Source organism: Yersinia sp. KBS0713 (assembly GCF_005937895.2).
In the GTDB taxonomy this organism is placed as follows: Bacteria; Pseudomonadota; Gammaproteobacteria; order Enterobacterales; family Enterobacteriaceae; genus Yersinia; species Yersinia bercovieri.
Genome location: NZ_CP042173.1, coordinates 542,143 through 562,448, shown reverse-complemented (window position 1 = coordinate 562,448; position 20,306 = coordinate 542,143). Strand labels below are relative to the sequence as shown.

Genomic DNA, 20,306 nt, shown 5'->3' with positions numbered 1-20,306 from the left:
GCAACAGGAAAATACCCAAAGTCATTGGAGTCGCAGGTAGGCAGCAAGCAAACGCATCCCGATGAGCTTACATCAGTAAGTGATTCGGGTAAGTGCGCGTAACTAACACCCCTGCGGCTTCAAGCAACAGGAAAATACCCAAAGTCATTGGAGTCGCAGGTAGGCAGCAAGCAAATGCATCCCGATGAGCTTACATCAGTAAGTGATTCGGGTAAGTGCGCGCCGCTAACACCCCTGCGGCTTCAAGGACGCAGGGTATGCTGGGAATTTAGAAATCGCTATACGACATATCCAAACTCCCGGAACCACCGCCCTCTGAGCGGGATGAGGCTGTTTTCACTGCCTTCAGCACCATAAACTTCTGATTGGAGTCCAGAGTTTCGCAGTTACCAAACAAACGCTTAAGTTTGTGGAAGTAGTCCAGATGGCGATTCCCGACAATCATCAGCTCACCGCCCACTTTCAGGCAGCGCTTAGCATCACAAAACATCTGCCACGCAACATGGTCGCTAACCGCGTGCTGCTGATGGAAAGGGGGATTGCACAGCACCAATTGCAGACTCTCACGTTCAACACCCGCCAGCCCATGGCTCACCATAAACTCACAGCGCGACAAGTCTTGTGGCCGGTTATAGGTGATATTCAGCTCACTGGAGGCCACCGCCATATAGGACTCATCCACAAACAGCATCTCTGCCAGCGGATTTTGCTCCAGTGCGATCAAGCCAACCACCCCATTGCCACAGCCAAGATCCGCGATTTTACCGCTCACATCATACGGCAGGATCTCCATAAAGAAGCGCGCGCCGATATCCAGATTATTGCGCGAGAAAACGTTCGCGTGATTATGGATAACATACTCGGTATTCGCCAGCGGCCAGTCCGTGGTTGCTGGGACTTCTGTCAGCGGCAGATCAGCCACCTCACAGTGGATCAACCGCGCTTTCTTCCAGGCCAGCGTCGTTTTAGTCGGCCCGAGGATGGTTTCAAACAGTTGCAGGGTCGAGTTATGCACGTCACGAGATTTTGCACCGGCAATAATCACCGTATCCGGCGCAACCACCTGGCGCAAAGCACGCAATTGCTGCTCCAGCAGCGCCAGGGCTTTAGGGATCTTAATCACCACCAGCTTAGGGGCCTCGGGCAAAGCATCAATGCTGCTCAGCAATGTGACGGCTTCTTCGTCCAGATGGTTTAAACGCAAATTATGCGCCGTGGCCAGTTGGCTCATATAAGAGTCACTGACACTGAATGGTCGATGCGCATGTAAGGCACAGGCCAGCGTACCAAACTGATCGTTAAATACCAGCACCGGGCGACCATCGATTTGGCTTAAGTCAATGTTTTGTAGCAGATATTCATCTGCTGCTTCCCACGCCTGTAGGGTATTGGAATTTTCTTGTGGCGGGAAACGCTCAAGTTCAAGGCTCTGCGTTCCCAGTAAGAGTTGGCTCATCACCGCTCCTGAATAATAAATTTGGGCTGTTTATCCCCTAAAACGGGCGATCAGTAAAATGTTTTTTTACTTAAATGGCATTTTATCGAAACTAAGGCCAGCAAAACAAAAAAACACTGAGATCATCCTAAGCAAAGCAGCCAAACAGATAGCTTAGTTAAACCTGTCTTTGATATGGAGATCATATCTTATTAATTATTATTTTAATGTCAAATCATTATCAATACATTCAATTTTTACCGGCTAAACATAGAATAGTTTCTCGAATATAAAATCGCATTACTAATTGATTTGCCATTATCACTAATTCATTTACTTAATTAAGTAACAAGTCACCATCAATATTAAAAACTAAAAAATTAATGATTTATCTTTAAATATTACAAGCAAAGTTATCACTCCAGCTTACGTGTTATTTCTATCATCGATAATGTCTATAGCCAGCAACTGAAGTATCAATTACCAGGAAGGTAAATAAATAATGTCCTTATTAAATTCTATACAGCCGGGCCATTCTTCACTCCCCTCAAATTCATTTAAATATCATATCCCCCATCGTTTAGCACCTTGCGCCAAAGCCATTAGTATTCTGTTACTTATACTGAGCAATAACGCAGCATGGGCGAGTGTTGATATTGGAAAAAAAGAAAGCGAGCAATTGGCTCAGATGCGGAAGATGGCGCGACACTATACCCACCTAGAGAATGAAGCTAATCAGGAGAGACTGCATCCAAATCAGAGCCAAAAGGAAAAATTAGAGTATCTGCAAAAACAGATCCACCAGCAACGGGAACAACTGAATAAAATGTACCCGAAGTGGGAGGAGAAAATCAATAAGGAGCAGAAACAGAAATATTGGGATCAGTATGACCAAGAACAGGCCGTGCAGGAAAAGACTACAAAAACTAAGAAACCTTTGCCCACTAAAGTTCCTGTAAAAACAGGCAATGCACCGCAAGCAACGAAACCTAAACTGCCTGCCCCCAAAATCACAGCCAAAGCAAAACCTGTAGCAAAACCTGTAGTTAAACCTGTAGCTAAACCAGCCCCCATGATTGGAGATAACCCACAGATCGGTAGCTATATCGCGAACCAGATAGCCGCTCAACAGATGTTTACCACCGATGACCTACAATATCGCCAGAGGGAAGCTCTCTACATTGACCCAATAAGCAGTAAGAAAAAAACGACCAATATGTGGTTGAATAGCTCTAGCGCCACAAACCATTTTCATTCGGGCGACAAACAGCTGCATACAAAAAGTTCTCGCTACACTATCCAACTCGGCGGGCCACTGAGCAAATGGAGCAGTGGCGGAAACGATCAGGGGCTTCTGGGTATCACTGCCGGTTTAGGTCGGGCCAAAAGCAGTAGCTATTCTGCTTCTTCTATTATTTTGTCCCTGGGATCGGTAGAGGGCTATAACCTTGGCCTATATAATATCTGGTATGCCAATAATAAAACTAAGCTCGGGCCTTATGTTGGTTTGCTCACGCAATACAGTTTTTTCAAAAATCAAATTAAGATGCCCGGCGATCAAGTGGCCACGAATTATAGGTCTTATCTATTAACTAATACATTGGAATCAGGTTACACCATTCAGCTGATCGAAAAAGAGAAGGTCAGATTCTCTATACAACCAAATATGAAAGTATCCTCGCAGCGTGCCAGTGGGCTGACACATCAGGAAAGCACTGGAACACAAATAACCATCAAGGAGAACAGCTCCATCGCGACCAAATTAGGTGTACGCACAGCACTGGAATTTGATGTTGATACTTCATCGGCTAAAAAGCTGCAAGTCAGCCCCTCCTTTGAAGCTAATTGGAAACATAACCGCACGAGCGAAGGTGTCTGGCTAAACCACACCCATGTTACACCACAAGGTTATCGTCATATTGCTGAACTGAAATTGGGTATTGAAAGTAAAATCAGCAACAACCTACAGCTGTGGGCGAATGTAGGCCAACAATTCGGCCAGCATAAATACGCCGAGACGCAGGCCATCATTGGGGGGAATTACCACTTTTAAGTTCCCGCTTTAGCTCAAAACGACCAATGCTGGCAAAGTATGATAGTGATGCTGGCATTGGTCATTTTTTGTCTAAACAACAGGAAAACGTTATTATCAGGCTATCAGCACTATCAATAGATTCATCAAATTAGGCAGAGCAAATACATATGCAGGAACTAAGCTATCTGCAAGGTTATCCCGAACAGTTACAATCCCAGGTACGCCAACTTATCACTGACCAGCGGCTGGGGAGTGTATTGCGCCAGCGATACCCACAACCTCATGATTTAAATACAGATAAAATGCTGTACCAATATACGATTGATCTAAAGAACCAGTATCTGCGCAATGCTCAACCACTGAGTAAAGTTGCCTACGACAGCAAAATTCAGGTTATGAAACATGCGCTTGGCTTGCACACTGCGATTTCCAGAGTGCAGGGGGGCAAATTAAAAGCCAAAGCAGAGATCCGCGTCGCCACGGTGTTTAAAAATGCCCCTGAAGCTTTTCTCAAAATGATAGTGGTGCACGAACTGGCTCATTTAAAAGAGAAAGATCACAACAAAGCATTCTACAGTTTGTGCTGTCATATGGAGTCGCAATATCATCAGCTAGAGTTTGATACTCGCCTCTATCTGACACACTTGGATCTTTTTGGCACGATTTACTAGCATTTACAGGTAAATCGGAGAAAACCCATCGGTGACTCCAGGGTCATGATAATCTGGCCGTTCACGTGTTTTTCTTCTGTAGGAATGGAGTTCACTATGATTCGTTTAGCCGTTATTGGCACCAATTGGATCACCGCGCGCTTTGTTGATGCTGCCCACGAAAGTGGCAAAATAAAACTGGTCGCGGTTTACTCCCGTAAACGGGATCAAGCTGAAAAGTTTGGTGCTGATTATAACGTTACTGAATGCTTTGATGATCTGGAAGCGCTGGCGGCGAGTGATCAAATTGATGCAGTGTATATCGCCAGCCCGAACTCCTTACATTACCCTCAGGCTAAACTGCTCCTTAGCCATAAAAAACACGTTATTTGCGAAAAATCATTGGCCTCGAATCTGGCAGAGGTCGAATCACTGGTCGCCTGCGCCCGCGAGCATCAAGTGGTTCTGTTTGAAGCCTTTAAAACAGCCTATCTACCTAATTTTATTCAGTTAAAACAGTCACTGCCGCGAGTGGGTAAACTGCGGAAAGCTTTTATTAATTTCTGTCAGTACTCCTCCCGCTATCAACGCTATCTGAATGGTGAAAATCCCAACACGTTTAATCCGGCGTTTTCTAACGGCTCGATCATGGATATTGGCTACTACTGTCTGGCCAGTGCACTGGCATTGTGGGGTGAGCCAAAATCAGTGCTCGCAAGTGCAAGCCTGTTGCCCAGCGGGGTGGATGCCCACGGCACTATTTGTCTGAATTACGGTGATTTTGATGTGGCTATCATCCATTCGAAAGTCAGCCAATCAGATATTCCTAGTGAAATTCAGGGCGAAGATGGCTCGTTGGTTATCGAGAGCATCTCTGAATGCCAATCCGTGGCTTTTACGCCACGCGGCAGCCACTCACAAGACCTGACGCAACCGCAGCATATTAATACTATGCTGTATGAAGCTGAGGTTTTTGCCAATCTGGTTGAAAATAAGCAGGTGGAACACGATGGGTTGCAGCTATCACTACTGACATCCCGTATTCAGACGGAGATTCGCCGTCAAACCGGCGTTATCTTCCCGGCAGATACCCAGCCGCCAGCGATAAGTTAATTTTTTGTTTCAGTGATTGACCCGCAGGCCGTTTTCTATTATTTTTGCGCGGCAAAGGGGAGTAACTTCATTGCCGGTTTGCCGTCATTACGGTGCGAAAGCACCCGGTTACCGGGCAACCTCATTAATGTACCAGTGCCTGTTTAGGGCTTTTGCATTAGTAGAGTTGTAAGTGAGACCTTGCCGGAAGGCGAGGTTTGCTTGCAGCTCAGACATAGCGGCTGGCGTCTTCCGACGTTGGCCGTTTTTGTTTTTATGAGGTTCCTTAATGATGAATACCGTGGGTACTCCCTTACTGTGGGGTAGTTTTGCTGTTGTGGTGACGATCATGCTCGCCATCGACTTACTGTTGCAGGGCCGCCGTGGCTCGCAAACCATGACACTGCGCCAGGCAGCTTGCTGGTCATTAGTCTGGGTTAGCTTGTCTTTGCTGTTTAACGCCGGTTTCTGGTGGTATCTGGCCGAAACCGTCGGTCGTGAAATTGCCGACAAACAAGCGCTCGCCTTCCTGACCGGCTATCTGATTGAAAAAGCACTGGCGGTTGATAACGTCTTCGTCTGGCTGATGCTGTTTAGCTATTTTGCTGTCCCTGCCAATTTGCAGCGCCGTGTACTGATCTACGGCGTACTGGGTGCGATTGTGCTGCGTACCATCATGATCTTTGCCGGAAGTTGGCTGGTGTCGCAATTTAGCTGGATCCTCTATCTATTCGGGGCCTTCCTGCTGTTTACCGGTATCAAAATGGCAATGGCGAAAGAAGACGATACACCGATTGGCGAAAAACCACTGGTTCGCTGGATTCGTAACCATCTGCGCATGACTGACGAGTTGCACGGCGACCGCTTTACTGTGCGTAAAAACGGCCTGCTCTACGCCACGCCACTGGTGCTGGTATTGATTCTGGTTGAGTTGAGTGATGTTATTTTCGCCGTCGACAGTATTCCGGCCATCTTCGCCGTTACAACTGATCCCTTTATTGTGTTGACCTCTAACCTGTTTGCCATTTTAGGCCTACGCGCCATGTATTTCTTGCTGGCAAACGTGGCAGAGCGCTTCTCCATGTTGAAGTACGGCCTATCGGTTATTTTGGTGTTCATCGGTGTCAAAATGATGATTATCGATCTGTTCCATATCCCTATCGGCATTTCGTTAGGTGTGGTGGCCGGTATTTTGGCTCTGACATTATTGATTAACCTTTGGGTGAATCATCGTGCAGACCGCCACTCTGCAGCAGATAAAGCTGACCATAAATAGTCCCTTTAGCGACACAATATATTATGCGGGGTGATTATAACCCCGCACTTATTTTGCACTTCGCTCCATCAGCCAAATGTTATTGCGATCACATAAATGTAAACAAAATGTTATGCAAATTTGATCTCTATTGGATTTTGCTGATTGCCTCTTTCCTGCCCAATAGATTCCCTTATACTGTCAATGCAAACACACCCAGTTACAAATAATACTAAGTTACAGGTGTGGGAATAATCGCCTGGCCACGTTCCGGCTCAGGCGTTGATCGACTAAAAATAAAACAAGTTCAACTTGGGAAGAGGCATCACTGGAAAACTATGGAAAAGACACCTTCTGGATTCATCGGATTTATTATCCGCGGCAGCTTAGTGAAACAGATACTGGTCGGTTTGATTGCCGGTATTATTTTAGCGTTAGTCTCTACCCCAGCAGCAACGGCTGTCGGCCTGCTCGGTACACTGTTTGTTGGCGCATTAAAAGCGGTGGCACCCGTTCTGGTGTTAATGCTGGTAATGGCCTCAATTGCCAACCATAAGCAGGGGCAGAAAACCAGTATCCGCCCTATTCTGTTTTTATATTTGTTAGGCACTTTTTCAGCGGCACTGATTGCCGTGGTGATTAGCTTCCTGTTCCCATCAACCCTCATTCTGGCGACCAGCACTGCCGAAATTACCCCGCCAAGTGGGATTGTCGAAGTGTTGAAAGGTTTGCTGAGCAGTGTGGTCGCAAACCCAATCCATGCACTGCTGAATGCCAACTATATTGGTATTTTGGCCTGGGCTGTGGGGCTGGGTGTTGCCTTACGTCATGCAGCTGATACCACCAAAGCATTGATTAATGATATGTCTGATGCCGTAACCAAAGTGGTACGTGTGGTTATCCGCTTCGCACCACTGGGTATTTTCGGTCTGGTCTCCTCAACCATGGCAGAAACCGGTTTTGGCGTGTTGTTAGGGTATGCACAGCTGTTGGTGGTCTTGATAGGCTGTATGTTGCTGGTAGCATTAGTGGTTAACCCATTGATTGTTTACTGGAAAATCCGCCGCAATCCCTATCCATTGGTGTTTGCCTGCCTGCGCGAAAGTGGCGTTACCGCCTTCTTTACCCGCAGTTCAGCCGCTAACATTCCAGTGAACATGGAGATGTGCAAGAAGATGAACCTGAATGAAGACACCTATTCGGTCTCCATTCCATTGGGTGCCACCATCAACATGGCGGGTGCGGCGATTACCATCACCGTGCTGACACTGGCGGCAGTTCATACTCTGGGTATTCCCGTCGATCTGCCAACTGCCCTGCTGTTAAGTGTGGTCGCGGCAATCTGCGCCTGTGGTGCATCCGGTGTGGCCGGTGGCTCACTGCTGCTGATCCCGCTGGCATGTGGCATGTTTGGTATTCCGAACGAAGTGGCGATGCAAGTGGTGGCGGTTGGTTTCATTATCGGCGTATTGCAGGACTCAGCTGAAACTGCGCTGAACTCCTCAACCGACGTGTTGTTTACTGCCGCGGCCTGTCAGGCTGACGATGCAAGACTGGCGGATCCAGATCCGCTGGCGAGTCGTAAAATCGTCTGATATTGATCGCTATAATGATTATCGGGGGCTTATGGCCCCCGTTTTTATTGGGCCGCTTCCTCTTTCGTCGCTTTTTCCTCCACCTTAAAAGGGTCTATCCCTTTTAATTGCAGCCGACGGAAACGGATAATATTAAACCCGTTTAACAGCAAGAAACTGCCTTCAATCAATGACCCACCAATAGACCCCAGCCAAACATTATGGATAAGCCAGCAGACAGTGGATATCCACATCACGCAACGGGTTGTCAGGCCACGGGTGCGGAACATGGCCCAGGTACTGATCACAGTACCAAAAATCGGTAATATCTCTATCGCGTGCTGCATACGCCAAAGACCAAATGCCAGTGTTAGGATGATAAACACAATCATCGCAATATTGCTGCGGGTTTTGGCGGCCACCAGATTGCGCAATGCATTAAGCATGGCGCTGCTACCGGCGGCACTGGCCCCCATCAGAAAGAAATGGCAGCCAATAATGGCACTGTAGGCGGAGAGTTGAAGTTTGAAACGCCGCTCATCGCGGTTGAAGAACATGGTGATACCGACAAAAAATGCCAGTACACCAACGGCTTGGGCAAACCAATAGAAGGTCATGGTAGGAGAGTCCTGGCGTGCGGCTGGCCGCACTGTGTCTTACAAATTAATAATCAATCCCCTTCGTACCTGGAGTACGGCGTCTTATTGATAAAAATAAAACGCCGTTTCATATTAATTAAAAACCATGCTATTTACAAGGTGACGCCACTTTTAAAGATCGCCAGTTCACGGAAATCGTTCACTTCATTGCGAGCGGGTTTGCCGTCTGCAATGTCAACTATCAGATCAACAAACTCAGTCAGTAAGCTCTCCATTGAGGTGCCATGAATCAGCTTACCCGCATCAAAATCGATCCAATGGGGTTTCTTGGCGGCCAGTTCGCTATTGGTTGCCAGTTTGACTGTCGGAACAAAACCGCCGTAAGGTGTGCCACGGCCGGTACTAAACAGCACCATATGGCAGCCGGCCCCGGCTAATGCGCTGGTTGCCACCGCGTCATTGCCCGGTGCGCTGAGCAAATTCAGGCCAGGGCGTTGTAAGCGCTCACCATACTTCAGCACATCCACCACTTTGCTCTGCCCCGCTTTCTGGGTGCAGCCAAGGGATTTCTCTTCCAGAGTTGTGATACCGCCCGCTTTATTGCCCGGTGATGGGTTTTCATAAATCGGTTGGTTGTGCGCAATAAAGTACTGTTTGAAGTCGTTGACCATGCTGACGGTCTTTTCAAACGTGGCTTCATCACGGCAGCGGCTCATCAAGATGCGCTCCGCACCGAACATCTCCGGAACTTCAGTCAGCACCGATGTGCCGCCGTTAGCAATCACATAGTCGGAGAAGCGCCCTAGCAACGGGTTGGCCGTAATACCGGACAAACCATCAGAACCGCCGCACTCCAGCCCAAACTTCAACTCGCTCAGTTTACCCGGAACGCGTTTATCATCGCGCATCGCTTGATATAAGGCGCGCAGATGCTCGAGGCCCGCTTCGACTTCATCATCCTGCTGCTGGCACACCATAAAGTGCACTCGCTCTTCATCAACCTTACCTAGTGTGGTCTGGAAAACGTCCACCTGATTGTTTTCGCAGCCCAAACCAATCACCAACACCGCACCGGCATTCGGGTGACGCACCATGTTTTGTAGCATGGTGCGGGTATTTTCGTGATCCTGACCTAGCTGTGAACAGCCGAATGGGTGGCTGAACAGATAGACGCCATCAATACCTTCAGCGTCTTGCGTCTCTTTTAGGAAACGTTGCTGGATCTGGCGCGCGATCCCATTCACACAACCCACGGTTGGGACTATCCACAGCTCATTGCGGATACCCACGTTGCCATTGGCGCGGCGATAGATCTGCACCTCACGATCCGCCATTTGCGGCGGCAACTCACTGAACTCTGGCTGGTACTGATACTCATCCAGGTCGCTCAGGTTGGTTTTAGCATTTTGCGAATGAATATGTTCGCCCGGCTGGATCAGGGTTAATGCATGACCGATAGGCAAACCATACTTAACGATCATCTGGCCAGGTTCGATGGCGGTTAAGGCAAATTTATGCCCACGTCCCACCGGCTGAGCTAGCTTAACGCTAAACTCCCCGCATTCAATCACTTCATCAGCGGCCAGGTCTTGCAGTGCGACAGCAACATTATCCAACGGGTGAATTTTTATAATACTTTGCATAGTTAAACCTTTAGCTGTATGCCGCTACCGCAGCTCTCATACCGCGATCAATGATGGATTGCAGTTGTTCTGTCACCTGATCGGCCAGTTGCGGCAGCGCGGTCAAATCCTGCCCCCAATGGGCCGCATCGGACAACACACTGTGAACCAATTCAGCCAGCGTAATGTCGCTGTGTTTTACGCCGCTCCACAGGGTGGAAAAACGCTCCAGCCAGTAGGCATCATCCTGCAATGGGTAAGTTTGACCTTCACGTTCGCCACGGTAAAAGGCGATCAATGCCGCGAGGGCAAAAGTCAGGCGTGGCGGTAATTTGCCTTGCTGCTGCTGATAAGTCAGCAACTGCGGCAAGATACGGGTGCGGAATTTTGTCATGCCATTCAAGGCGATAGATAGCAATTGATGCTGAATGAACGGGTTGCGGAAACGGCTCAATACCGCCTGTGAGAATGACAACAACTCCTCTTCCGGTAAGTCCAGTACCGGCACAATCTCTTCAGTTATGGTTTTCTCTACAAAGCTGCTGATCTGCGCGTCATCCATGGTCTGACCGACAGTCTCCAGGCCAGAGAGGTAAGCCACCGGCACCAGCGCGGTGTGGGCGCCATTCAGGATAGCCACTTTGCGCTCTTTGTAGGGTTTGATGTCATCGACGATGCGCACATTCAGATCCAACTGATCCAGACGCAACTCTTGCGCCAACTCTTTTGGCCCTTGAATAACAAACAGATAGAAGTACTCTGCAGTGTCGAGGAAACTGTCCTGATAACCCAGTTCAGTTTGCAGCGCCGCCACTTCATCACGTGGGTAGCCGGTGACGATACGGTCAACCAATGTTGAGCAGAAGCAGTTATTTTCAGTCAACCACTGGCTGAATTCGGCTGGCAGTTGCCAATGGCTGGCATAGCGCAGCACTAACTCGCGCAGAGCTTCGCCATTGTAATCAATCAGTTCGCAAGGCAGTAGCACCCAGCCTTTATCTGCGGCACCGGCAAAATGTTCAAAACGTTCGAACAGCAGGCGGGTCAATTTAGCCGGGAAAGAGCTAGGTGGCGCATCGCTGAATTGATCCGCTTCGTTCCAGGCAATCCCTGCTTCTGTGGTGTTAGAGAACATAAAGCGGATATTGGCATCGCGGGCCAGCGCCAGGTACTCATCGAATTGGCGGTAGATATTGATTTCGCGGTTAACGGAGCGGATCAGGCGGGATTCACGCACCGCTTCGCCCTGCTCGTTCAACCCACGGATCACCGCCGTGTACAGGCCATCCTGTGTACTGAGTGATGGCGGAAAATCAGTGTCGATCGGGCGGATCACCACGATCCCAGCATTGAGGTCGGTATGCTCGTTCAGTAGATCAATCTGCCAGTCGACAAAAGCGCGCAGAAAGTTACCTTCGCCGAATTGAATAATTTTGTCTGGATGGCTACGGCCGGGAAAGTCACGACGATTCAGGGTTTGCATCAGGATTCACCTCATAACGCATACAGGCGTGGACCCATCATCGCTGACAGTCCGTGCTTTGCAGGCAAGCCTTTCGTTGCCGATAAGGTCTTGGTCGCAGCGCAGCCGGGCGTTAAAAAACAATAAGTTAAAGTTATGCGGGGCTGGCATACAGCCCCGTGATTTATTACCAGCGATTTATCGCTCAAACAGCTCGGGCGCTTACAGCTCGATGGCGAAATACTGTTTCGCGTTATCGAAACAGATGTTTTTCACCATTGAACCCAGCAGCTCAATATCCGCAGGCGCTTCACCATCCTCAACCCAACGGCCAATCATCTGGCAGAGGATGCGGCGGAAGTATTCATGGCGGGTATAAGATAAGAAGCTGCGGCTATCTGTCAGCATGCCAACAAAGCGGCTGAGCAAACCAAGCTGTGCCAGCTGGGTCATTTGGCGCTGCATACCATCTTTCTGGTCGTTGAACCACCAGCCGGAACCAAACTGCATTTTTCCTGCCGCGCCTTCGCCCTGGAAGTTTCCGACCATGGTGCCGATCACTTCGTTATCCCGTGGGTTCAAGCAGTAAAGGATGGTTTTTGGCAGAGCATTACGCAGGCCCTGTGCATCCAACAAGCGGGACAGAGGTTGCGCCAGCGGTTGGTCATTGATGGAGTCAAAACCGATATCCGGCCCCACCAGATTAAACATGCGGCTGTTATTGTTACGTAGCGCGCCGATATGGTACTGCTGTACCCATTCGCGGCGATGATATTCGCCAGACAGGAATAGCAATACGGCGGTCTTAAACTGGGCAATCTCTTCAGTGCTCGGCTGATTGCCTGCCAGACGGCGGGCTAAAATTGCATCCAGTGTGGCTTCGTCAGCTTCACCGTAAACCACCACGTCCAGCGCATGGTCAGAAACTTTACAGCCGTGGGCGGCAAAGTGATCCATACGTTTGTTCAGTGCGCTACAGAGATCGGCAAAACGGCTGATAGAGGTATCGGCGGCAGCTTCCAGGCGCTGCATGTAGTCGTTAAAACCGGCGGCTTCAATGTTGAAAGCTTTGTCCGGGCGCCAGCTTGGCAACACTTTAATGTTAAAGCTGCCATCGGCGGCAATGGCTTTGTGGTGGCGCAGGTCATCAATAGGGTCATCTGTGGTGCCGACCATTTTGACATTCATCTGCTGCATGATTCCGCGTGCAGAGAAGTTGTCCTGAGCCAGTAATTCGTTACCGCGCTGCCAGATCTCTTCTGAGGTTGCCGGTGACAATAATTTGCCTGTAATACCAAATGGACGACGTAACTCCAGATGCGTCCAGTGATACAGCGGGTTACCGATGGTATGAGGAACCGTTGCCGCCCAAGCTTCGAACTTCTCACGGTCACTGGCATCACCGGTACACAGACGTTCGGCTACACCATTGGTCCGCATCGCACGCCATTTATAGTGGTCACCTTTCAACCAGATGTCATACAGATTCTTAAAGCGGTAATTTTCTGCAATCTGTTCTGGGGGTAAATGGCAGTGATAATCATAAATCGGCTGATCTTTTGCATAGTCATGATAGAGACGACGGGCGAATTCGGTGTCGAGCAAAAAGTCTTCGGTCAAAAACTGCGACATATTAGGTTCCTCACTTGAGTACATCTTCGAGTACTGCTTCCTGTTATCGCGAAGTTATCACACCAATTTCATCTATCGTCCAGCATTTTTTTATCGATAGAGATCGCAAAAAGCTAACAAAAAGAACAAATACTCAACATTTATAGTCTATTTAGTCCCTTGCGGCACTAAGTCTGTCGGGTTCTATTATTCCCTAATTGAAAAGTGGTTTTTGTGATATCACTCAACTTTTAAATCTGTATGACAAGTTATTGTTGCGTCGTCCTCAGTCATCTCATCCGCCTTGTTCGATCAACCGCGCTGATTTGACCTTGAATGGGAATAGACAAGTAAGAGTGAGAGCAGTTACAGCACAGCGGCTCTCAATAGGAAGGGATACCCAAAGTAGTTGAGGCTGCCAATGCATTCGAGCCTCAACTCAAAAAAGAAGGCATGACCCAAAGTAATGGGGTTGCAGGTCGGCAGCTAACACCACTGCAATGCTAATTAAGAAAGGTCAGGTACCTCCGCATGCACAGCAATGTCGGGTTGGACCAAATTGCGCCATGAAATGCGGCTACAGACTGCAATTCATAGCAGTAATCTTAGACTGGGAGAAAGTTATAAATGGTGCGTAAAATTAAAGGCTTACGCTGGTATATGATCGCTTTGGTCACCGTCGGCACGATATTGGGTTACCTAACACGTAACGCGATAGCTGTTGCCGCACCGACGTTGCAAGAGCAGTTACATATCACAACACAGCAATATTCTTACATTATCGCCGCTTATTCTGCTGCTTACACCTTAATGCAACCGGTAGCCGGTTATGTTCTGGATGTCATGGGCACTAAAGTGGGCTATGCCATGTTTGCCATTATGTGGGCCATCTTCTGTATGAGCACCGCGTTGGCTAGCAGCTGGGGTGGTTTAGCTATCGCCCGTGGTGCGGTAGGTATGGCAGAGGCTGCTATGATCCCTGCGGGCCTGAAGGCCAGTAGTGAATGGTTCCCGGCAAAAGAGCGCTCTATTGCCGTGGGTTACTTCAACGTCGGCTCCTCAATCGGCGGCATGATCGCACCACCATTAGTGGTGTGGGCTATCGTGATGCATAGCTGGCAGATGGCATTTATCATCACCGGTGTGCTCAGCCTGATTTGGGCTATTGCCTGGTTGATTCTCTACAAACACCCGAAAGATCAGAAAAAACTGACTGATGAAGAGCGCGAATACATCCTCAGTGGTCAGGAAGCACAGCACTCAACCGCTAATGCTAAAAAGATGTCTGCATTGCAGATTATCCGTAACCGTCAGTTCTGGGGTATTGCGATCCCACGTTTCCTGGCAGAGCCTGCCTGGGGTACGTTTAACGCGTGGATCCCGCTGTTCATGTTCAAAGCTTATGGCTTTAACCTGAAAGAGATCGCCATGTTTGCCTGGATGCCAATGCTGTTTGCCGATTTGGGCTGCATTTTGGGTGGCTACCTGCCGCCACTCTTCCAGAAGCATTTCAAAGTTAACCTGATTGTTTCCCGTAAGTTAGTGGTAACCATGGGTGGCCTGTTAATGATTGCACCAGGGACTATCGGCCTGTTCACTAGCCCTTATGCTGCGATCGCACTGCTGTGTGTTGGGGGCTTTGCTCACCAATCACTCTCTGGCGCACTGATTACGTTGTCGTCTGACGTCTTTGGTCGAAACGAAGTGGCAACAGCTAACGGCTTGACCGGTATGGCGGCCTGGACTGCCAGTACCATGTTTGCTCTGGTGGTCGGTGCCTTGGCAGATACCATGGGCTTCAGCCCACTATTTGCCGCCCTCGCCGTGTTTGACGTGTTAGCGGTAGTGGTTATCTGGACTGTACTGCAAAACCGTCCGGCAGCTGAACCGGCTCTCGACCCCATTCAGCAAACACCGGCCGGACAGAACTGATCCCATTAGCGATCATTAACTCTGCGCCTCAATGAAAACCCGGCCACTATTTGCCGGGTTTTTTTATTATCTCTCAGCCCCGATATACCGCGCGTTATCCATCACAACTGTGATCGCAATGACTAGAACCCAGTAGGGATAAGTGGTATAACAAGTCCAATTATATCTCCTTTGGGATATCAAGCCTTCCAGACAAAATGAGCCGCAAAATATGCGGCCTCAGTTGATCCAAGAGCCTTAATCATGGAATTCACAGAAACCAGACGGTTGTACCAGCAGTTAGCCGCAGAGTTAAAGCAGCGAATCGAAGCGGGTGTTTATCCGGTAGGTGATAAATTGCCCGCAGAACGCTACATTTCCGAAGAGATGAATGTCAGCCGAACCGTGGTCCGTGAAGCGATTATCATGCTGGAAGTGGAGGGTTACGTCGAAGTGCGTAAAGGCTCCGGCATCCATGTGATGTCGAATCAGCAAAAGCACCTGGTGATGCCCAATCACGGTATTGAGTTCGCCACCGCAGGCCCTTTTGAGCTGCTACAGGCGCGCCAATTGATTGAGAGTAATATTGCAGAATTCGCCGCTACCCAAGTGACACGGCAAGATATTGTGCAGTTGATCGAGATCCAGAAACATGCCCGGCAGGAAGATCGTTTCCGTGATTCGCAGTGGGATCTCAAGTTCCACGTGCAGGTGGCGTTGGCGACCCAAAATACCGCCATGGCCACGATTGTCGAAAAAATGTGGAGCCAGCGGGTGCATAACCCTTATTGGCTCAAGCTCCATGAGCACATTGACGATAAGTCGATCGAGAGCTGGTGCGAAGATCACGACCGGATCCTTGAAGCCTTGATGCGCAAAGATCCCTACGCCAGTAAACTCGCCATGTGGCAACATCTGGAGAACACCAAACAGATGTTATTCCGCGCCACGACCGATGATTTCGAATTTAATGTGGACCGCTATCTGTTCACAGAAAACCCGGTGGTTCACCTCGACATCCCCAAAGAGATTGGGGTGAGTGAACGCCGCTAACACCCAAGCGCAGTGGAAAATCGAGGGGGAGAGAAACTCACACTATTGTTTCTCTTCCCCCATGAATATAGCGCTTTGGGGTCAGCAAATGTCGAGTTCTGTCAGCAAATGTCAGTGTGAGACCTGTTTTTAAACCATTGGTTAATAAATGCCCAGTTGGCATCTATATTTCCCTGTTTCATATCCCGCTATTTTGCTAAAGTGGCAGCACTTTTTTATTCGGGTGCTTTGGGAGCGAAACGCAAATATATGCGCTGGTTGTTTGCTCTATTTATTGCAATGTCTGGCTGGGCCGGCTCGGTCTCCGGTGGCATGCCCTTGCACACCAATTCCAGCCCATCAGGCATGGCGTTATCCGCGCAGAGTGCTGTTTATTCTGACACATCTCTTGTTAGCGCTACGCCACCATCCGCCAGTGCATTTTCCTCCTTCCTGAGCCTACAAAATAGCGTCATACACTCGCAATTACGTCTGGTGGGTGTGCCAGCCAAGAAAACCGCCATAAAAAATCGGCTGGGGGCGGCCAAATTTACCGGTTCTGCCAATCCTTCATTGGCCAATAACAGCTGGGTTAGTGCAAACCTGGTTACATTACGCAGCAGTCGGGCGGATGAGATCTATAAACAGCCACGGCAATCACTGCCACTGGTGAATTATTCCAACTGGATATTCCATGTATCGACACAGCGAAATCGTGTGGGTGGCTGGAAAGAGAGTAATATTCAATATAGCGGGATGCTTACCTACCACCATGATGATGTGATGACTTTTCCGTTGTCATAACCTCAAAGTTGTCACAGCGAGAAGTACATTTACCTGTTGATATCAGCGAATGGGTTTGTTTTGAATACCTTTATCAAAACCATCGTTTAAATACGAAAACTATCAGATATCTTCGCGGATCGTGTTTATAAACTAACGGATATACCCAAAGTAATTGCAGTTGCAGGTAAGCAAAACACCCCCCCCGCAGCTTTAAGTACGAAGGATATATAACAATGACGTTTTAGGAATACCAGATGGATATCATTAAAGAACTCTTACATGCTTTATGGGCACAAGACTATGAGACGCTGGCTAACCCGTCTCTGGTGTGGGCCATCTATATCCTGCTGTTTGTAATACTTTTTCTGGAAAATGGTTTGCTTCCGGCAGCATTTTTACCGGGCGATAGCCTGCTGATTCTGGTTGGCGTACTGATTTCAAAAGGTGCCATGAGTTTCCCGGTCACACTCGTCGTTTTGACCACCGCAGCCAGCCTTGGGTGCTGGGTCAGCTATATTCAGGGGCGATGGTTGGGGAATACCAAAGTGGTACAGGGCTGGCTCTCCCATCTGCCGGCTCATTATCATCAGCGCGCCCACAATCTGTTCCACCGCCACGGGTTATCCGCCCTGCTGGTTGGCCGTTTCCTGGCCTTCGTTCGCACCTTGCTGCCAACAATCGCCGGTCTCTCTGGCCTGAGTAATGCCCGTTTTCAATTCTTTAACTGGATGAGTGGATTGCTGTGGGTGTTGATTCTGACCACCATGGGCTTTGCTTTCGGTAAAACCCCGGTCTTCCTTAAATACGAAGATGAGGTGATGTTCTTCCTGATGTTGTTACCACTGGCGCTATTGGTGATTGGCTTATTTGGCTCTTTGTATGTGCTTTGGCGCAAGAAGAACGCCGCCCCCGTTGACGACAGTAATGACAAAGGTCAGTCAGAGTGATCAAGCTCAGGGGCCGTTTTGGCCGCCCAGTTTGGCACTATCTTACTCTGCCAGTAACAGCTTTGTTGTTGGCGGCACTGCTGTTTACGCCGATAATTTTGCGCACCGAGAGTGCATTAAAAATTCGGCCGAATCAGCAGGGATTGTCGCTGCCTGATGGGTTTTATCTGTACCAACATCTCGATCAGCGGGGTATTCGTATCAAAAGTATCATCCCAGAGAAGGATAGTCTGGTGGTGAATCTGGAATCCCCTGAGCAGCAGAAAGCAGCTATTGAGGTATTGCAGGATATCTTACCGAGTGGTTATGTCATCGTTTCGAGTGAGTCAAAAAAACGTCATCGATTATTACCTGCATTCAGAAATAGTACACAAAATGTAGGGTAATTCACGCGACGGAGGGGATCTCTCCGTCGTCGCTTCTCCTTTATTCCCCCTTTATTCTGCTGATATCTGATTAATCTATAAAAAATCCTGTAGTAAACTTGGGTATCACATCATTCGGCGCTATGCTTAGTCATTCACGGCAACCTGTTTCGACTCTGAATCTTGCTGTAAAAGGAAGCAATACTATGTTGTTACGTACGACGTTATTACGTCACTCTCTCCTGTTGGTTTTACCTATCATCATCTTTTCGAGTACCACTCAGGCGGCGGCTGATAATGAGTGCGATATAAAAGCCAAAGAGATCCAACAACAGATAGATTATGCCAAACAGCATGGCAATACCCGCCGCGCCGCAGGGCTTGAAACCGCGTTAAAAGAAGTTAAAAATAGTTGTACTGCGGAAAATCTGAAAGCTGAACGGCAGAAAAAAATTCGACAAAAGCAGCACAAAGTCACTGAGCGTCAGCAAGAGCTGAAAGAAGCCCAGCAGAAAGGTGATGCTAGCAAAATCTCCAAGCAGCAAAAGAAGTTAACAGAAGCACAAGCTGAGTTAACGCAAGCTAAGGAACAGAAGTAGCAACCTGGTTTTTCACAATACAAACAGCGAATCATCCGAGGTTATTTTAGGATTATTAACCTGTTAACCTCCGGAGATATTCGTTACGTTTAGTATTCACCTCAGTTATGTTAAGGAGCTATTACATGCCACAAGATAAAACCTCTGAACATTTACGTGCTGAACTTAAGTCACTGGCAGATACGTTAGAAGAAGTACTGCAATCTTCGACCGATAAGCCGAAAGCTGAGTTAGACAAACTGCGGGCCAAAGCAGAAAGCGCGTTGAAAGATACACGTGAGCGTCTGAGCGAAACTGGCGATAAAATCGCCGCCCAAACCAAAGAAATTGCCGATAAAGCAGACACTTATGTTCACGACAACCCTTGGGCTGGCGTCGGTATCGGTGCCGCAGTTGGCGTGGTGTTAGGCGTTCTGTTGTCTCGCCGCTAATTATGGCTGAGCAACCTCAAACTAAGGGCCCCGGCAAAGGGGTCCTCGACACTGTTCATCGGATTGCCACCATTGTGGTTGGCATGGTCGAAACCCGCGTGCGGCTGGTAGCCATTGAGCTGGAAGAAGAGAAGGCAACACTGATTCAGTTGCTGATGATGGCGGGGATCACCCTGCTGTTTACTGCTTTCGGTTTAATGAGTCTGTTAGTGTTAGTCATCTGGGCTATTGACCCTGTCTATCGCTTAATGGCGCTGGGAACCACCACCGCGGTGCTGTTAGCACTGGCGATAATTGGTGTTATCTGGACACTCACCAAGGCGCGCCGCTCCACACTGCTAGGTTCGACTCGTCAGCAACTGCAAACGGATCGCGAACTATTGGAGAAAGAGCGTTGAGCCGCCGTCAATTAGCACAGGAAAAGGCCGCATTGTTACGTGAGATCCAGCAACAACGTCTGGATCTCGCCAACAGCGCTGCGCATTGGATTGAAGTCACCGCCCCTTATGATCGTGGCTGGGCGCAAATCGTCGGTATGCGAAAATATTTGATGATTGGTTCGAGCTTATTAGCGTTATACGGTGTTCGCCACCCCAGCAAATTAATCCGCTGGTCACGCAGAGCCGTCAGTGCATGGGGCACTATCCAATTGTTTCGACGCACTTTTTTATTACGCTGAATCGTCACCATGCAGCCGCGTGGGGCGTTTTCAGCATTTCGCGCTTCCCAGTTCAATTTTTTTGATAAAAACCAACAGATTTACTTGCTAACAACTTCTCAACTTCTCCACTAACATTCTCTCATCAACTCAGGAAACTTGCGGGATAACACCAGCAGGCAACCACATACAAAACATCTTTTGTTAACCATTAACGCCCGCAGATGCCCGGCATTAATACA

The 20,306-nt window shown here is 48.7% G+C and carries 19 protein-coding genes; 14 read left to right on the top strand and 5 right to left on the bottom strand.

Annotated elements, in window-relative coordinates; genetic code table 11:
• Positions 1-268 precede the first annotated feature (268 nt).
• Positions 269-1,456 (bottom strand): 23S rRNA (guanine(1835)-N(2))-methyltransferase RlmG, encoded by a 1,188-nt coding sequence (gene rlmG, locus FFE93_RS02680; RefSeq protein WP_138774742.1) that lies wholly within the window; start codon positions 1,454-1,456, stop codon positions 269-271.
• Between the two features lie 481 nt (positions 1,457-1,937).
• Here rlmG and FFE93_RS02675 point away from each other — a divergent pair, with 481 nt between their 5' ends.
• The 5 genes from FFE93_RS02675 (at position 1,938) to sstT (ending at position 8,062) form a co-directional block, all read left to right on the top strand.
• Positions 1,938-3,488, top strand: coding sequence for an autotransporter outer membrane beta-barrel domain-containing protein (locus FFE93_RS02675; protein WP_138774741.1), 1,551 nt, complete (start codon positions 1,938-1,940; stop codon positions 3,486-3,488).
• Between the two features lie 149 nt (positions 3,489-3,637).
• Positions 3,638-4,141, top strand: a complete 504-nt coding sequence (locus FFE93_RS02670; RefSeq protein WP_005277273.1) for a M48 family metallopeptidase — start codon at positions 3,638-3,640, stop codon at positions 4,139-4,141.
• A 96-nt stretch (positions 4,142-4,237) separates the two neighbouring features.
• Positions 4,238-5,233 carry a Gfo/Idh/MocA family protein gene (locus FFE93_RS02665; RefSeq protein WP_005277270.1) on the top strand — a complete coding sequence of 332 codons (996 nt, stop codon included), beginning with the start codon at positions 4,238-4,240 and terminating at the stop codon, positions 5,231-5,233.
• A 268-nt stretch (positions 5,234-5,501) separates the two neighbouring features.
• Positions 5,502-6,488: a TerC family protein gene (locus FFE93_RS02660; protein WP_005277265.1), complete on the top strand. Its 987-nt coding sequence runs from the start codon at positions 5,502-5,504 to the stop codon at positions 6,486-6,488.
• A gap of 317 nt (positions 6,489-6,805) precedes the next feature.
• Positions 6,806-8,062: a serine/threonine transporter SstT gene (sstT, locus tag FFE93_RS02655; RefSeq protein ID WP_005277262.1), complete on the top strand. Its 1,257-nt coding sequence runs from the start codon at positions 6,806-6,808 to the stop codon at positions 8,060-8,062.
• A gap of 44 nt (positions 8,063-8,106) precedes the next feature.
• On the opposite strand, the gene FFE93_RS02650 is transcribed toward sstT, so the two are convergent.
• The 4 genes from FFE93_RS02650 to uxaC all read right to left on the bottom strand — a co-directional run bounded on the left by FFE93_RS02650 (position 8,107) and on the right by uxaC (position 13,356).
• Positions 8,107-8,658, bottom strand: coding sequence for a YgjV family protein (locus tag FFE93_RS02650; RefSeq protein ID WP_049602891.1), 552 nt, complete (start codon positions 8,656-8,658; stop codon positions 8,107-8,109).
• 134 nt (positions 8,659-8,792) lie between these two features.
• Entirely contained in the window at positions 8,793-10,283 is a 1,491-nt protein-coding gene (locus tag FFE93_RS02645; RefSeq protein ID WP_005277259.1) for a UxaA family hydrolase, read from the bottom strand.
• A gap of 10 nt (positions 10,284-10,293) precedes the next feature.
• Positions 10,294-11,745, bottom strand: coding sequence for a tagaturonate reductase (locus FFE93_RS02640; protein WP_005277258.1), 1,452 nt, complete (start codon positions 11,743-11,745; stop codon positions 10,294-10,296).
• A 201-nt stretch (positions 11,746-11,946) separates the two neighbouring features.
• Positions 11,947-13,356 (bottom strand): glucuronate isomerase, encoded by a 1,410-nt coding sequence (uxaC, locus tag FFE93_RS02635; RefSeq protein WP_005277254.1) that lies wholly within the window; start codon positions 13,354-13,356, stop codon positions 11,947-11,949.
• A gap of 606 nt (positions 13,357-13,962) precedes the next feature.
• Here uxaC and FFE93_RS02630 point away from each other — a divergent pair.
• The 9 genes from FFE93_RS02630 to FFE93_RS02590 all read left to right on the top strand — a co-directional run bounded on the left by FFE93_RS02630 (position 13,963) and on the right by FFE93_RS02590 (position 20,085).
• Positions 13,963-15,267 carry an MFS transporter gene (locus tag FFE93_RS02630; protein WP_005277252.1) on the top strand — a complete coding sequence of 435 codons (1,305 nt, stop codon included), beginning with the start codon at positions 13,963-13,965 and terminating at the stop codon, positions 15,265-15,267.
• 243 nt (positions 15,268-15,510) lie between these two features.
• Positions 15,511-16,299, top strand: a complete 789-nt coding sequence (gene exuR, locus FFE93_RS02625; RefSeq protein ID WP_032898511.1) for a transcriptional regulator ExuR — start codon at positions 15,511-15,513, stop codon at positions 16,297-16,299.
• A 249-nt stretch (positions 16,300-16,548) separates the two neighbouring features.
• The gene (locus FFE93_RS02620) at positions 16,549-17,082 is read left to right on the top strand and encodes a hypothetical protein (protein ID WP_005277246.1); all 534 of its coding nucleotides are present in this window, start codon (positions 16,549-16,551) and stop codon (positions 17,080-17,082) included.
• Between the two features lie 236 nt (positions 17,083-17,318).
• The gene (locus FFE93_RS02615; protein WP_005277243.1) at positions 17,319-18,011 is read left to right on the top strand and encodes a DedA family protein; all 693 of its coding nucleotides are present in this window, start codon (positions 17,319-17,321) and stop codon (positions 18,009-18,011) included.
• Positions 18,008-18,397, top strand: coding sequence for an EnvZ/OmpR regulon moderator MzrA (gene mzrA / locus FFE93_RS02610; protein ID WP_054872725.1), 390 nt, complete (start codon positions 18,008-18,010; stop codon positions 18,395-18,397). Before FFE93_RS02615 ends, mzrA begins: the two co-directional genes overlap by 4 nt.
• A 185-nt stretch (positions 18,398-18,582) precedes the next feature.
• The gene (locus tag FFE93_RS02605) at positions 18,583-18,975 is read left to right on the top strand and encodes a DUF1090 domain-containing protein (RefSeq protein WP_138774740.1); all 393 of its coding nucleotides are present in this window, start codon (positions 18,583-18,585) and stop codon (positions 18,973-18,975) included.
• Between the two features lie 125 nt (positions 18,976-19,100).
• Complete coding sequence (locus tag FFE93_RS02600) at positions 19,101-19,406, top strand: YqjD family protein (RefSeq protein ID WP_005277233.1); 306 nt, start codon at positions 19,101-19,103, stop codon at positions 19,404-19,406.
• 2 nt (positions 19,407-19,408) lie between these two features.
• Entirely contained in the window at positions 19,409-19,804 is a 396-nt protein-coding gene (locus tag FFE93_RS02595) for a phage holin family protein (protein WP_005277231.1), read from the top strand.
• Entirely contained in the window at positions 19,801-20,085 is a 285-nt protein-coding gene (locus FFE93_RS02590; protein ID WP_032898507.1) for a YqjK-like family protein, read from the top strand. Before FFE93_RS02595 ends, FFE93_RS02590 begins: the two co-directional genes overlap by 4 nt.
• Positions 20,086-20,306: the final 221 nt, after the last annotated feature.